This is a genomic window from Diaphorobacter limosus (genome assembly GCF_033100095.1).
Lineage (GTDB): Bacteria > Pseudomonadota > Gammaproteobacteria > Burkholderiales > Burkholderiaceae_C > Alicycliphilus > Alicycliphilus limosus.
The window spans coordinates 2,527,952-2,541,723 of record NZ_CP136921.1 but is presented as its reverse complement, the minus strand read 5'-3'; the positions used below and the strand labels follow the sequence as shown (position 1 = coordinate 2,541,723).

At 66.8% G+C, this 13,772-nt stretch carries 11 protein-coding genes; 5 read left to right on the top strand and 6 right to left on the bottom strand.

Going from position 1 to position 13,772, the window contains the following annotated elements:
- Nucleotides 1–162: 162 nt before the first annotated feature.
- Entirely contained in the window at nucleotides 163–1,722 is a 1,560-nt protein-coding gene (locus tag P4826_RS12310) for an AMP-binding protein (RefSeq protein ID WP_317700666.1), read from the bottom strand.
- Between the two features lie 209 nt (nucleotides 1,723–1,931).
- On the opposite strand from P4826_RS12310, the gene P4826_RS12305 reads away from it, so the two are divergent.
- From P4826_RS12305 to P4826_RS12285, 5 genes are all read left to right on the top strand, one after another.
- Nucleotides 1,932–3,110, top strand: coding sequence for a thiolase family protein (locus tag P4826_RS12305; protein WP_317700665.1), 1,179 nt, complete (start codon nucleotides 1,932–1,934; stop codon nucleotides 3,108–3,110).
- A 148-nt stretch (nucleotides 3,111–3,258) separates the two neighbouring features.
- Nucleotides 3,259–4,026, top strand: coding sequence for an SDR family NAD(P)-dependent oxidoreductase (locus P4826_RS12300; protein WP_317700664.1), 768 nt, complete (start codon nucleotides 3,259–3,261; stop codon nucleotides 4,024–4,026).
- 252 nt (nucleotides 4,027–4,278) lie between these two features.
- Nucleotides 4,279–5,082: an SDR family oxidoreductase gene (locus tag P4826_RS12295; protein ID WP_317700663.1), complete on the top strand. Its 804-nt coding sequence runs from the start codon at nucleotides 4,279–4,281 to the stop codon at nucleotides 5,080–5,082.
- Nucleotides 5,083–5,114: 32 nt separating this feature from the next.
- A complete protein-coding gene (locus tag P4826_RS12290; RefSeq protein ID WP_317700662.1) occupies nucleotides 5,115–5,885 on the top strand; it encodes an IclR family transcriptional regulator in 771 nt (256 codons plus the stop codon).
- Nucleotides 5,886–5,897: 12 nt separating this feature from the next.
- Complete coding sequence (locus P4826_RS12285) at nucleotides 5,898–7,013, top strand: CaiB/BaiF CoA transferase family protein (protein ID WP_317700661.1); 1,116 nt, start codon at nucleotides 5,898–5,900, stop codon at nucleotides 7,011–7,013.
- A 113-nt stretch (nucleotides 7,014–7,126) separates the two neighbouring features.
- Here P4826_RS12285 and P4826_RS12280 read toward each other — a convergent pair whose 3' ends face one another.
- From P4826_RS12280 to P4826_RS12260, 5 genes are all read right to left on the bottom strand, one after another.
- On the bottom strand, nucleotides 7,127–8,536 hold the full coding sequence (locus P4826_RS12280) for a PEP-CTERM sorting domain-containing protein (protein ID WP_317700660.1): 1,410 nt from the start codon (nucleotides 8,534–8,536) through the stop codon (nucleotides 7,127–7,129).
- A 221-nt stretch (nucleotides 8,537–8,757) separates the two neighbouring features.
- Entirely contained in the window at nucleotides 8,758–9,948 is a 1,191-nt protein-coding gene (locus P4826_RS12275; RefSeq protein ID WP_317700659.1) for an MFS transporter, read from the bottom strand.
- 362 nt (nucleotides 9,949–10,310) lie between these two features.
- Nucleotides 10,311–11,177 (bottom strand): HpcH/HpaI aldolase/citrate lyase family protein, encoded by an 867-nt coding sequence (locus P4826_RS12270; RefSeq protein ID WP_317700658.1) that lies wholly within the window; start codon nucleotides 11,175–11,177, stop codon nucleotides 10,311–10,313.
- An 11-nt stretch (nucleotides 11,178–11,188) separates the two neighbouring features.
- Nucleotides 11,189–12,175: a tripartite tricarboxylate transporter substrate binding protein BugD gene (locus P4826_RS12265; protein WP_317700657.1), complete on the bottom strand. Its 987-nt coding sequence runs from the start codon at nucleotides 12,173–12,175 to the stop codon at nucleotides 11,189–11,191.
- Between the two features lie 49 nt (nucleotides 12,176–12,224).
- The gene (locus tag P4826_RS12260; protein ID WP_317700656.1) at nucleotides 12,225–13,598 is read right to left on the bottom strand and encodes an MmgE/PrpD family protein; all 1,374 of its coding nucleotides are present in this window, start codon (nucleotides 13,596–13,598) and stop codon (nucleotides 12,225–12,227) included.
- Between the last annotated feature and the right edge of the window lie 174 nt (nucleotides 13,599–13,772).

The window sequence follows — 13,772 nt, the reverse complement described above, 5'->3', positions numbered from 1 at the left end:
CCTTCAGCCCCAAAGGGGGGAGGGCGACCGGTTGCGCCGGTATGACTCCCTCTCCCTCTGGGAGAGGGTGGGGGTGAGGGCTTACGGCCGGTCTGAGACATATCGCTAATCAAGTGAAATTTGCTTGAATCGCTTGATGGATGGGCGCAGACAGCTATTGTTTTAAGAGTCGCGCAGGCCAAACCCGGCCTGCGTCTCGTCGCGGTAGCGCTCCTTGAGCTTGCGCCGCAGCAGCTTGCCCGTCTCCAGGCGCGGCAGGCTCTCGACAAACACCATGCGCTGCGGCAGCTTCAGGCGCGCCAGCACCCCGGCGGCCTGGCCGGCGATGGCGCGCGCCGTGGCCGGCGAGGGCTCTGCCCCTGGGCGCAGCACCACGGCGGCCAGCGGCACCTCGCCAAAGTCGGGGTGCGGCACGCCGACCACGGCCAGCTCCTGCACATCGGGGTGGCGCGCCAGGGCGTTTTCTATCTCCTGTGGGTACAAGTTCACGCCGCCCGAGAGGATCAGGTCGGCGCGTCGGTCGCTCAAGAACAGATAGCCATCGGCATCCACATGGCCGATGTCGCCATAGGTGAACCAGCCTTGCTCATTCAGCGCCTGGCGCGTCTTCTCCGGGTCGTTCAGGTAGCTGAAAGTCCCGCCGCCAGAGAAGAACACCTGGCCGATCTCGCCCGCGGGTAGCTCGCGGCCCTGGTCGTCCACGATGTGCAGCTGGCCCGTGGTCGCGCGGCCCACCGAGCCGGGGCGCAACCGCCATTCGGCGGAATTGATCATGGTCGTGCCGCAGCCCTCGGAGCCGGCGTAGTACTCGATCAGGATGTCGCCCCACCAGTCGAGCATGGCGCGCTTGACCTCCACCGGGCAGGGCGCCGCGGCATGGATGGCCACGCGGTGGCTGGACAGGTCATGGCGCCGGCGCAGCTCTTCGGGCAGCCGGAGCATGCGGGTGAACATGGTCGGCACCCACTGGCTGTGCGTGACGCGGTGGCGCTCTATCAGCTCCAGCGCGCTTTGCGCGTCGAAGCGTTCCATGATCACCGCACTGCCGCCCAGCTCCAGCACGCGCAGCGTGTAGCGCAGCGGCGCGGCGTGGTACAGCGGCGCGGGCGAGAGGTAGACCGTGCGCTCGTCCACTTGCATCAGGCGCGCCGTGCCCAGGGCCTCTGGGTCGCACTGGCCGCGCAGGCTGGCGGGCCACAGGGGTTTGAGCACCCCCTTGGGCCGGCCCGTGGTGCCGGACGAATACAGCAGGTCGCGCCCCAGGGGGCGGTCGCTCAGGTTGATGGCCGGGCCTGGCAGCGCCGCCAGCGCGGCGGGCAGCGATGCGGCCTGTGGCTGGGCTTCGTCCACCGTCCAGCAGGGCAGGGCCAGGGTGCGGGGCAGGTCGGCCAGCTGCGGCAGGGTCTGGCTGGACGCCACGATCAGGCGCGCGTCGCAGTCCTGCACGATGTAGGCCACCTCGTCGGCCGTCAGATGCGTGCTGAGCACGGCGGCGTACACCCCGGCCTCGCGCGCGGCCAGCACCAGGGCCAGGATTTCGGCACGGTTTTCCAGCAGCACGGCAAAGCGCTTGCCCGGCTGCAGGCCCTGGGCCGCCAGCCACTGCGCCATTTGCAGCGCCTGCTGCGCCAGCGCGCCGGCGGTGCAGCTGCGGCCCTGTTCGGCCAAAACTACCACCACCCGGTCGGGGGCCGCCTTGGCGCGGCCAAAGAAGTCCTGCATGCCTGTCACCCTTGGTTCTGCAGGCGCATGGCCGGGATGGCCCTGCGCCAGGAATTGCGAAATATGTGTCTCACAAATCACATCTTGAGCCGGATTCTTTCAGCCATTACATCGACAAAGCATGGGGAAAACACCGCGTTAAGCAGATACTAACGGCGTGATTATTGGTTTTAATGGATCATTTGTTTCATTAACCGCATGGAGTGCACATGAAAAATCCCGTCATCGTCGATGCCATCCGCAGTCCCATGGCCCGGGCCAAGCCCGATGGCGCGCTGGCCCAGCTGCACCCCGTGGATCTGCTGTCGCAGGTGCTGCAGCAGCTGGTGGAGCGCAACAAGATCGACCCCGGCCAGGTCGATGACGTGATCTGCGGCTGCGTCAGCCAGGCCGGCGAGCAGGCCGGCACGCCCGGGCGCCTGGCCTGGCTGGCCGCGGGCCTGCCCACGCATGTGCCGTCGACCACCATCGATCGCAAATGCGGCTCCAGCCAGCAGGCGGTGCATTTCGCGGCCCAGGCCATCATGGCCGGGGTGCAGGACATGGTCATTGCCTGCGGCGTCGAGTCGATGAGCCGCGTGCCCATGGGCAGCTCGCGCATGGGCCAGAACATCAACGGCGCACGCCTGGACGCGCGCTACGCCCCGGGGCTGGTGGGCCAGGGCGTGTCGGCCGACCTGGTGGCCGCCAAGTGGGGGCTGTCCCGCACCGAGCTCGACGCCTACGCCGCCCGCTCGCACCAGCGCGCCGCTGCCGCGCAGTCGGCGGGCCGGTTCGAGCGCGAGATCGTAGCCATCGATACGCCCGCCGGCCGCGTGCTGGCGGACGAGACCATACGCGCCGGCACCACGGTGGAAAAGCTCGCCGGCCTGAAGGCCGTGTTCGAGAGCGAGGAGCTCTCCAAGCGCTTTCCGCAAATCCAGTGGAGCACCACCGCCGGCAATGCCTCGCAAATGACCGACGGCGCCAGCGCCATGCTGATCATGAGCGAGGAGCGGGCGCTGCAGCTGGGCCTCAAGCCCCGCGCGCGCTTCGTGGCCTTCGACGTGGTGGGCGACGACCCGCTCTACATGCTGACCGCCCCCATCCCCGCCACCCAGCGCGTGCTGGCCAAGGCGAAGATGAAGCTGGAAGACATACACCACTACGAGATCAATGAGGCCTTCGCCAGCGTGCCCATGGCTTGGCAGAAGGAGTTGCAAGCCGACGGCGAGCGCTTGAACCCGCGCGGCGGCGCCATCGCCCTGGGCCACCCGCTGGGCGCCTCGGGCATCCGCCTGATGACCACCATGCTGCACGCGCTGGAAGACAGCGGCCAGCGCTACGGCCTGCAGTCCATGTGCGAGGCCGGCGGCATGGCCAACGCCACCATCATCGAACGCTTGTAATTTCCCCCGTCTTCTCCCTCGCCCCCTTGGGGGAGAGGGCAGGGGTGAGGGGGTAGTTCAGGCATGACGGCTGATGTTGCCATCCACCCTCACCCCTGCCCTCTCCCGCCAGCGGGAGAGAGAGTAACCGCCAAAAAATGGAGTCAACATGAAACTGCAACCAGGAATGACCGCCCTCGTCACCGGCGCCGTCTCCGGCCTGGGCGAGGCATCTGCCATCGCCCTGCTGGAGCGCGGCCTGAATGTCGTCGCCGTCGATCTGAACGACGAGCGTGGCGCCGCCATGGAGGCGAAATACCCCGGCCGCCTGCGCTACGTGAAGGCCGACGTCTCCGACGAGGCGCAGATGCAGGCCGCGGTCGCCGCAGCCGAGGCCTTTGGCAACTTCCGCGCCCTGGTGCATTGCGCCGGCATAGGCGGGCCGCTGCGCCTGATCGAGAAGGACGGCAGCGCCGGATCCTTGGAGAAGTACACCAACATCATCCGTGTCAACCAGATCGGCACCTTCAACACCCTGCGCCTGGCGGCCGTCGCCATGGCGAAAAATGAACCGGTGGACGGCGAGCGCGGCGCCTGCGTGCTCACCGCGTCGATAGCGGGCTATGAGGGGCAGATCGGCCAGATCCCCTACGCCTCGTCCAAGGCCGGCGTGATCGGCATGACCATCGTCGCCGCGCGCGACCTGGCGACCAAGCTGATCCGCGTCTGCACCATCGCCCCGGGCCTGTTCGACACCCCCATCCTGGCCAAGCTGCCCGAGAACGTGCGCCAGTCGCTGGGCGCCTCCGTGCCCCACCCGGCGCGCCTGGGCCACCCCAGCGAGTACGCCATGACGGCGCTGCACATCCTGGAGAACCCCATGCTCAACGGCGAGACCATCCGCCTGGACGGCGCCATCCGGATGCAGCCACGCTAAGCAAAAAACCCTGATTAGGCACATACCTCAGACTGTGCCGCGAGCCCTCACCCCAACCCTCTCCCAGAGGGAGAGGGAGTAAAGCCGGCGCAACCGGTCGCCCTCGCACCTTTGGGGAGAGGGAGGGGTGAGGGGCCTTTGCGATATGTGCATAGTCAGGCAAAAAACGGATCTAGCGCTTAACTATCAAGCGCAATAGGCTATCGTTTTTATAGTTCTACCGACAGCAAGCGGCGCGGAAAGAAGCTACCCATGTCTGCATCTCCTTACTTCAGCGGCCGCCATGTCTTCGTTGCCGGCGGCACCAGCGGCATCAACTTGGGGTTGGCCCAGGCGTTTGCGCGCGCCGGTGCCCATGTCACGGTCATCAGCCGCTCGCCGGACAAGGTACAGGCGGCTGCCGATGGCCTGCGTGCCCTGGGCGCCCAGGCGCTCGGCATCAGCGCCGACGTGCGCGACCCGGCGGCGGTGGAGGCCGCGCTGCGCCAGGCCCATGCGCGTTTTGGCGATATCGATGTGCTGATCTCCGGCGCGGCCGGCAACTTCATCGCGCCCGCGGCCGAGCTGTCGCCCAATGGCTTCAAGACGGTGGTGGACATCGACCTCAACGGCACCTTCCATGTGCTGCGCCTGGCCTATCCGCTGCTGAAAAAACCGGGCGCCAGCATCATCAACATCTCGGCCCCTCAGGGCGTGAACCCCACCATGTACCAGGTGCACGCCTGCGCCGCCAAGGCCGGCATCGACATGATGACGCGGGTGCTGGCCATGGAATGGGGCGGGGCGGGCGTGCGCGTGAATGCCATCGCGCCCGGCCCGATCGCCGATACCGAGGGCATGCGCCGGCTTGCCCCATCGCCCGAGGCGCTGGCGAAGGCGGTGGCCAGCGTGCCGCTGCAGCGCATGGGCACGCTGCAGGATGTTGCCCACATGGCGCTGTTCCTGGCCTCGCCCCAGGCCGGCTATGTGACCGGCGCCGTGATTCCGGTCGATGGCGGCGCCGCGCTGGGCGGCGGGCGCGACATGCGCGCGTCTTACCAGCCGCGCGGCGCGTAGGCGAGAATCCCCGACTTTTCCCAAGACCCCCCATGAACATGGAAGCAGATGCCAAACTGGTCAGCGCCCTGGTGCGTGGCGTCTCCATACTGCGCTGCTTTTCCAGCAAGCGCCAGGAGCTCAGCGCCCGGGAGCTGATGGAGCTGACCGGCCTGCCCAAGCCCACCCTGTTCCGCCTGACCGAGACCCTGTGTGAATTGGGTTTGCTGCGTTTTTCGGAGCGCCTGTCCAAGTACGTGCCTGCGCTGGGCCTGCTGCAGCTGTCGTCGCCGGTGCTGGCGCGCATGGCCCTGCGCCAGTTTGCGCGCCCGCACATGCAGGCCCTGGCCGACCTGACCGAGGGCCAGGTGCAGCTGGCCGTGGGCCACCGGCGAGAGCTGTGCCTGGTGGAGCTGGCCAATGGCATGGGCAACACCGTGTTCCGCCCCGAGGTCGGAGTGCGGATGTCGCTGTCGCGCACGGCCACTGGCCGTGCCTACCTGCTGGCCATGGCCGAGGACGAGCGCCGCGCCTACGTGCGCGATCTGCAGGCCAGCGACCCACAGCGCGCTAGCGCGCTGGAGCAGCGCCTGGCGGACGCGCGCGACGACCTGGCGCGCCACGGCTTCTGCCGCAGCCATGGTGACCTGCACAGCGAGATCGAATCCATCGCCGTGCCCATGAGCGCGCCGCAGGACGGCGAGCTGTGGGTGTTTGCCGTGTCGGTGCCGGTGTACAGCCCGCTCTACGCCAAACTGGAAGCCGACCTGGGGCCGCGCCTGCGCACCCTGGTGCGGTCGGTGGAAAGCGTACTTGGTGTTTAGACACGAGACCTTATGAAGGTATTGGACAGCGTTCGCGTGCTCGAGATCGGTGGCCTGGGGCCGGGGCCGTTTTGCGCCATGCATCTGGCGGACCTGGGCGCCGACGTGATCTCGGTGGTGCGCGAGGCGCCCAACGCAGGCCCCACCGGCAACCTGCTCAACCGCGGCAAGCGCTCGGTGTTTGCCGATTTGAAGACCGACGACAGCCGCCGCCTGGTGCTGGATCTGGTCAAGGACGCCGACGCGCTGATCGAAGGCATGCGTCCCGGCGTCATGGAGCGCCTGGGCCTGGGGCCCGCCGACTGCCACGCCGTCAACCCGCGCTTGGTCTATGGCCGCATGACGGGCTGGGGCCAGAGCGGCCCGCTGGCGCCGCGCGCCGGGCATGACAACAACTACGCGGCCGTCAGCGGTGCGCTGTGGGGCAGCAGCCCGGCGGGCGCGCGGCCGGTGTCGCCGTTTGCGGTGCTGGGCGACATAGGCGGCGGCGCGCTCTACCTGATGACGGGGCTGCTCGCGGGCATCGTGCAGGCGCGCGCCACGGGGCGCGGCACGGTGGTGGACGCCGCCATCGTTGATGGCGCGGCGCACATGCTGAACCTGAACCTGAGCGCGCGCGAGAAGGGCCTGGTGGCCGACCAGCGCGGCCACAGCATCCACGACAGCGCGCCGTTCTACGAGACCTATGTCTGCGCCGACGGCGAGCACATCACCATAGGCTCCCTGGAGCCGCAGTTCTACGCGCTGCTGCTGCAGACGCTGGGCCTGGCCGAGGACGCCGACTTTTCCGGCGCGCAATGGGACAAGGCCGCCTGGCCGCAGCGCCGCGCGCGCCTGGCCGCGCTGTTCCTGCGCCAGCCGCGCGCGCACTGGCAGGCATTGCTGGAGCCCACGGACGTGTGCTTTGGCTCCGTGCTCAGCCCCCTGGAGGCCGCGCAGCACCCGCACCTGCGCGCACGCGGCGTGTACGGCGAGCAGGGCGGCGTGCTGCAGGCGGCGCCGGCGCCACGCTTTGATGGCGCGGCCTACGCGCCGGGCGAGATATGCGCCAGCGGCGCGCACACCCGGGCGGTGCTGGAGGGCTTGAACGCCGACGGCGCTTGGCGTGCGCGCTCAGCGCCGCAATAGCGGCGACGCCGGCAGAAGCCTGGACGCCGCTGTGGTCAGCGGCTCCAGTTCAGCACAGCAACCGGCGATCCTTACCGCATCATGAACGCAGTGTGCGGCGCGTCTTGGATGGGTTACTGAACGGCGCCCCGGCGGCGGCGGTTGTGTGAGGCTTGTCTGAAGCCGAATGCTGCCAGTGCCAACCCAACCAACGCCAGCGTCGAAGGCTCAGGCACTTCTGTGGTGATTGGAGTCATCGTGCCAGTGAAGCGTCCGTCTCCGACGAACGACAACCCCGTAATGAAAGCGGTTGTTGACAAAGGGTTGATGCCGGCACTGGTTTCTATGCCCAAGATGCGGAACCGGTCAACACCATTTCCGCCAAAAAAGTGCTGAATGCCGTCTTGCAGAACCGTGGAGAACAGCCAATCCGTTCCGTCCCAAAGATACAGATCAAAAAGACCATCCCCAATATTTGGTAGGGTTACGCTCGCAAAATTTGGATCGCCAGCGCCTATTTGATAGTCGTAACCGATGGCGATGAGAGGGTCAATTAGAACGGTTTCTCCTGCTTTGACCTCGAGGTTGAATTTGAATTCTCCACTCGGCCCAACACTAGGTAGAAACACAGCCACATTACCAGTGGAGTTGGGAAGCGGCATGAATTCAAAAAACGTTCTGGCTCTGCCGGTTAATTCACCGCCAGAGGTGCGGCTTTCAAGAATTACGGCAATCTCATATCTAGAACCCTCTTCCAGTCCAGAAGGGAAGCCAGGGAGTGCATTATTGCTAAACGGGGCACCAAACGTATAGCTGGTGCTACTCAATGGGATATTTTCATTGTGCACCAATCTTGCGGCAGTGATGCGTGAACCGTCGGCAGACTCCGCATCGATGATGCGAACCTGCAACCTCACATTTGTTGGTGCTGTGCCTCCTGCCGGCACCTCCCAGCTGATGGTTGGGGTCAGGCCACCGCCGATTACTTTGACGTCTGTAAGAAACGATGGAAGTGCGTTCTTGTCGTAATCTGGGCCAGAAAATACCAGGGTCTGGGCTGCCGGTGAACTTGGATTTGTTGCCGTTATGGAAAATGGGGTTGCATCGAGTTGATCAAGCCGACTTGCAATCGAAGGATTTGCCCGATTGAAAATGGTGGTGTACTCGTTTTGTCCGCCGCCGCCAGCGGATGTCACGCCAACAAATGTCATGGGTTGACTAAACGAACCAAATGATGAATGAGTGACCGATACGGCCGTCTGCAGCCCATTGGTGGAATAGCATGTATCTGCGCTATTTCCAAGGCATGGCAAACCAATTACATTTGAATCTGGTGAGGGTCGAAGGAATGTTGAGACTCTTATGCTATCAGTGTTCGGATCATTAAAAAACCGACTGTTTCCAATGCGGTCGTTGTAAATCTCCGTGCGCAGATGGGTTAAATTGTAGTTTGTATATACAACATCGGCGCTTGCTGTCAGTGCGCCAATGAGCAAAGCGGCCCCACCAAGAAGGTGGATGCCTATTGGTTTGGTTTTCTTCATAACGCGCTCCTATTGGGTGCATGGCCTGAAGAGCGTGAAACGCAGTTGACAAACCACGCCGAGTTTTTGGGTGCATAAAACGTGCCATATTTTTCATCACAGTCAATTCAATGGGTTATGCATCGACTCCGCGCGGTTGGCCGCAGATGTGTAAATTTATCCGACAGAATGAACGCCACATTCTGTGCGGCATGCGCGTTTGGCGCGGCGTAGCCTGCCCCTCAAGGTCGCCGCAATAGCGGCGACGCCGGCAGAAAGCGAAACGCCAGCGAAGCCAGCGCCAGCCAGCCGGCAATCGCCAGCAGCACGGCGCGGTAGGGCTCCAGGCCCTGCGCACCGGCCCAGGCGGCCACGGCTCCGGTGGCCGACTGCATCAACCCCACGCCCAGGAACATGGACATGGTGTAGAGCGACAGGGCGCGCCCGGTCAGCTCGCTGGGGTAGGAGGAGCGCACGTCGGTGTACTGCAGCACGCTGTAGCCCCACAGCAGCCCCAGTGCAATCATCAGCGCCACCGTAGCGCCGCCATGGCGCAGCACGGCCAGGGCGGCGAACATGGCCGCCATCAGCAGCGAGGCGTTGGCGATCCAGGCGCGGCGCCGGATGGGGCCGGGGTCCATGCGGCCGAAGCTGCCGGGCGCGAACAGCGAGATCAGCGACAGCACCAGGGCCACGTTGCCGGTGTCCACCAGCGAATAACCGAAGCGGTTGATGAGCAGCGGCCCCAGCCACAACCCGCGCAGCGACAGAAAGGCCGCATAGCCCGACATGCCCAGAGCCAGGATGCCCCAGGTATGCGGCAGTGTGAACAGCCCGGCCAGGCTGCGCAGGGACTGGCCCCAGCTCTCCTGGGGACGCGGCGGGGCGTCGGGCCGTTCGGGCTCGTGCACCAGGGCCAGAATCAGCAGCCAGGACAGCACGCTCAACAGCGCCAGGATGACAAAACCCGAGCGCCAGCCCCAGTGCTGCACCACCCAGGCCAGCGGCGTGCCGGTGAGCATCAGGCCCAGGCCCCCCAGGCCCAGGCTCAGGCCCGAGAAGAAGGCAAAGCGCTCGCTGGGGAAATGGCGCGCGATGAAGATGGTGCAGGCCAGAAAGGCCGGCGAGCAGCCCACGCCGATCATGATCTGCCCCAGCATCAGCCAGCCATGGCTGGGCGCCAGGGCCGACAACGCGGCCCCGGCGATGGACACCGGGGCCGAGGCGAGCACCGTGGGGCGCAGGCCGTAGCGGTCCATGGTGATGCCCATGAGCAGCTGCGCCACACCGAAGGACAGGCCGAACAGCCCGGCAAACGCGCCCAGCGCCTGGGCCGACAGGCCAAAGTCCTGCTGCAGGCCCTGGGCCACGATGGCGGTGATGGTGCGGTAGGACTGGCTGAGCGCAAAACCCGACAGCAGGGCCATCAGCATGAGCCAGAGTGGGCGGGGAGGGTGGGGTGTGGTGGCGGCAGTCACATCAAGTTTTATAGCGCATTGCGCTTATAGGTTGGGCGCTGCGCCCATTTTTGGTTGACTGAGCACATATCTCGGACTGCTGTCCTTGCTCCCTCCCCTTTCGGGGGAGGGTGGGGGTGAGGGGGTGTTTGGGTGCAGCGCCCGCTTTTATGACCCTCACCCCCATCCTCTCCCGCCAGCGGGAGAGGGAGAAACAGCCGCAACGCTTTGCTGATATTGCGTGAAACGCTATAAAAATAGATGTGTACATACGGTAGCCCCCTCTGGGGGCCGGCGGCGTTGGCGCCGTCATGCCGGCGAGACGCCGGCGCTCCCAGTCAGCGGCGGTCGCGCTGCTGCGCCCTTGCGTGGCGCGCCAGGGTTTGCTCGGCCTGCAGCAGCACCGGCGCGTCGACCATGCGGCCGTCGAGCACGCAGACGCCGCCGCCCGCATCCCGCAGCGCCTGCTGCACGCGCAGCGCCTGGGCCACGGCGGCATCGTCCGGGTCGAAGGCGGCGTGCAGCGGCGCCACCTGGGCCGGGTGTATGCACAGCTTGGCGCCAAAGCCCATGCGGCGCGCGCGATTGGCGTCGTGCCGCATACGCTCGGGGTCGCGCGTGTCCACGGTCACGCCGTCGACCGGTGCGGCCAGGCCGGCGCGGCGCGAGGCCAGCACCAGGGCCATGCGCACGGGCAGCAGCTCGGCCTCGTCCGCGCCGCAGGCCATGCCGGCGTCCACCTGGAAGTCCAGGTGGCCAAAGGCCAGGCGCGCCACCTGCGGCGCCGTGGCCAGCGTGTCCACGGCATGCAGGCCGGCCACGCTTTCGACCAGCGGCAGCAGCGCGCCCCGCGCGCCCGCCGCTTGGGCCACGGCCTGCAGCGTGGCCGCGCTCTCGGCCTTGGGCACCACGGCGCCGGCGTAGCCCTGGGCCGCCAACGTGGCCAGCGCCTGCAGGTCGTCGGCAAACCAGGGCGTGCCCTCGGCGTTGATGCGCACCAGCAGGCGCGCGCGCTGTGCGGCATCCATTGCGGCCGCGGCCTGCAGCAGGGCGGCGCGGGCGCCGGCCTTGTCGGCCGGTGCCACGGCGTCCTCCCAGTCGGCGATCGCCATGTCGGCGCCGCTGGCCAGGGCCTTCTGAAAACGCTCGGGATGCGTGGCGGGCACGAACAAAAAGGAGCAGGCCTGGGCCACCGGGTTCGACATGGCGGCCTGCCTCATTGCTCGGCCGACACGCCGGCCGCCTTGATGACCTTGGCCCAGCGCGCCGTCTCGCTCTCCAGCTGCTTGCGCAGGCTCTCGGGCGTGGCCTTGTCGGGCGAGACCAGGTCGGAGCTGAGCTCGGCGATGCGCTTCCTGACGTTGTCGTCCTTCAGCGCCATGTTCAGCGCCTTGTTCAGCTGGTCGATGACCTCCTTGGGCGTGCCCTTGGGTGCGTACATGCCGTGCCACACCTTGAGGTCGAAGCCCTTCAGGCCCTGCTCGTCCAGCGTGGGGATATTGGGCATGGACGCCAGGCGCTGCGCCGTGGTCACGCCGAACACCTTGGCGCGCTTGCCGTCCGCAATCACGGGCGCGGTCTGCGTGGTCTGGTCGCACAGCAGATCGACCTGGCCGCCCATCAGGTCGTTCATGGCCGGGCCGGCGCCCTTGTAGGGCACGGTGGTCAGCTTGACGCCGATACGGTCCATGAACAGCATGCCGCACAGCTGCGACACGGCACCTATGCCGGCGTTGGCCAGGCTCACCTTGTCCTGGTTCTTCTTCACATACTCCAGCAGCTCGGAGAAGTTGTTGGCCGGAAAGTCCTTGCGCGACAGCAGGGTCATCGGCACATCCAGCACCTGGCCTATGTACTCAAAGTCGGTCAGCGGGTTGTAGGGCAGCTTCTTGTACAGCGCCGGGGCCGTGGCCATGCCCATGTGGTGAATGAGGATGGTGTAGCCGTCGTTCCTGGCCTTGGCCACGCGCGCCGGCGCGATGGTGCCGCCCGCGCCCACGGTGTTCTCCACCACCACCGTCTGGCCCAGCGACTGGCCCATGGGCACGGCCAGCACGCGCGCCACCACGTCGGTGGGGCCGCCGGCGCTGTAGGGCACGACCAGGGTGACGGGCTTGTCGGGCCAGGCGGCCTGGGCCGTGGTGGCCAGGCCCAGGGCCAGCAGGGCGGCGATGCGGCTGGGCGAGAAGGTAAACGTCTTCATGGCTTTGTCTCCGATGTTGTGGATGTGAGAAATGGCACCACTGTAAGCGTCATGCGTCCGTGGGCAGTAGCTGGCCCACGCGCGGCCATTGCGCCACCTGCCACAGAGAGGCGACGGCGGCCTCGGCCTGGGCCGCGCTCACCGCGCCGCCATAGGCCGCCAGGCGCAGCGCCTTGGCGGTGATCTCGCCGCGCGAGAGCGTGTTGCCGGGGTCGCCCTTGGGTTCGTCCACGCGGCCGTGCAGTGCGCGCCCATCGGTGGTGGCGACCGTGACCTTGCCTATCCAGCGCTGCGGGTAGGCGGCGTCCACCTCCGCGTCCAGCACCATGCTCACCTTGTCGCGCAGGGCCACGGTAGCGGGGGCCAGGTAGTCGGCATCGAATTCGCTCAGGCCCGCATGGCCAAAGCGCGCGGCCAGCGCCAGCACCGTGCCCATCGAGAATTTGCTCTGGTGCACCGTGGCCGGCGAGACCACCGGGCCCAGCACGTCGATGGCGCCCTGGTGCACATGGCAGGTGACCTGGGCGATATCAGCGGTTTGCAGGCCATGCTGGCGCATCACCTGCAACAGCGCGTCGGCCGCGGGGTGAGTGTGGCGGCAGGAGGCATGCCACTTGAAGCTGGTCTCCGCCGTGGCCCAGCGCTGGCCCAGGCCGTCGGTGAGCTTGGCGGGATTGGCATCCGTGGACATGCCGGCGGCCAGGCCTTGCGGCCCGGTGAAGATGTCCTGCGCGCCGGTAAAGCCGTCCTGGGCCAGGTAGGCCGCCATCAGCCCCGCGCTGGCGGCGTGCGCCGTGTGCAGCTGCTTGCTGTCGGCGGCGGTGCGCAAGAACTCCCACAGGCCTGCCGACTGCGTGCCGGCCGAGCCAAAGGCGTGCTGCATCTGCGCCGGCGTCAGTTTGAGCAGCCGCCCCACGGCGGCCGCCGCCGCCAGCGTGCCGGCCGTGGCCGTGGTGTGGAAGATTTTGTAATGACTGCGGCCCAGGAACTCGCCCACGCGTATGCCGACCTCGTAGCCCGCCACGCAGGCGGCCATCAGCTCAGCGCCGCTGGCGCCAATGCTTTGCGCCACGGCCAACGCTGGCGGGAAGACCACCGCCGCCGGGTGGAACACCGAGCCGTTGTGCACGTCGTCCTGCTCGGCAAAGTGGCTGGCGGCGGCATTGGCCAGGGCGGCCATCATGGGCGAGCTGGTGGCGCCATGGGCGATGACCTCGCTGGGGCCTTGTGCCGGGCCTTGCGACAGCGCAAAGCGCGTGATGCTGGCGACGGGACGCGCCTTGCAGCCGGCGAGCACCGAGCCGAACCAATCGACCCACAGGTCTTCGGCGCGGCGCTGTACGGGCTCGGGTACGTCGCTCCACTGCAAGGTGGCGGCGAACTGGGCCAGGGGGTGGATGGTGGCTTGGGTTTTTTGCTTCATTTTGGACTCCAGGACAGGCGGGTCAAGCGCCGGTAGCTATCTTTTTGAAAATGGTTGCCTTGTGCGAGTGGCCCCTCACCCCTCCCTCTCCCCAGAGGGGCGAGGGCGATAGCTTGGCTGTGGCTTTCACTCCCTCTCCCTCTGGGAGAGGGTAGGGGTGAGGGCCGGCTACGG

Bases quoted from the DNA above. Each gene is read 5' to 3' on its own strand.
- P4826_RS12275 (WP_317700659.1), bottom strand. From the start codon at position 9,948: ATGCTGATGGCCCTGCTGTCGGGTTTTGCGCTCAGCCAGTCCTACCGC.
- P4826_RS12280 (WP_317700660.1), bottom strand. From the start codon at position 8,536: ATGAAGAAAACCAAACCAATAGGCATCCACCTTCTTGGTGGGGCCGCT.
- P4826_RS12290 (WP_317700662.1), top strand. From the start codon at position 5,115: ATGAACATGGAAGCAGATGCCAAACTGGTCAGCGCCCTGGTGCGTGGC.
- P4826_RS12300 (WP_317700664.1), top strand. From the start codon at position 3,259: ATGAAACTGCAACCAGGAATGACCGCCCTCGTCACCGGCGCCGTCTCC.
- P4826_RS12295 (WP_317700663.1), top strand. From the start codon at position 4,279: ATGTCTGCATCTCCTTACTTCAGCGGCCGCCATGTCTTCGTTGCCGGC.
- P4826_RS12310 (WP_317700666.1), bottom strand. From the start codon at position 1,722: ATGCAGGACTTCTTTGGCCGCGCCAAGGCGGCCCCCGACCGGGTGGTG.
- P4826_RS12270 (WP_317700658.1), bottom strand. From the start codon at position 11,177: ATGTCGAACCCGGTGGCCCAGGCCTGCTCCTTTTTGTTCGTGCCCGCC.
- P4826_RS12285 (WP_317700661.1), top strand. From the start codon at position 5,898: ATGAAGGTATTGGACAGCGTTCGCGTGCTCGAGATCGGTGGCCTGGGG.
- P4826_RS12305 (WP_317700665.1), top strand. From the start codon at position 1,932: ATGAAAAATCCCGTCATCGTCGATGCCATCCGCAGTCCCATGGCCCGG.
- P4826_RS12260 (WP_317700656.1), bottom strand. From the start codon at position 13,598: ATGAAGCAAAAAACCCAAGCCACCATCCACCCCCTGGCCCAGTTCGCC.
- P4826_RS12265 (WP_317700657.1), bottom strand. From the start codon at position 12,175: ATGAAGACGTTTACCTTCTCGCCCAGCCGCATCGCCGCCCTGCTGGCC.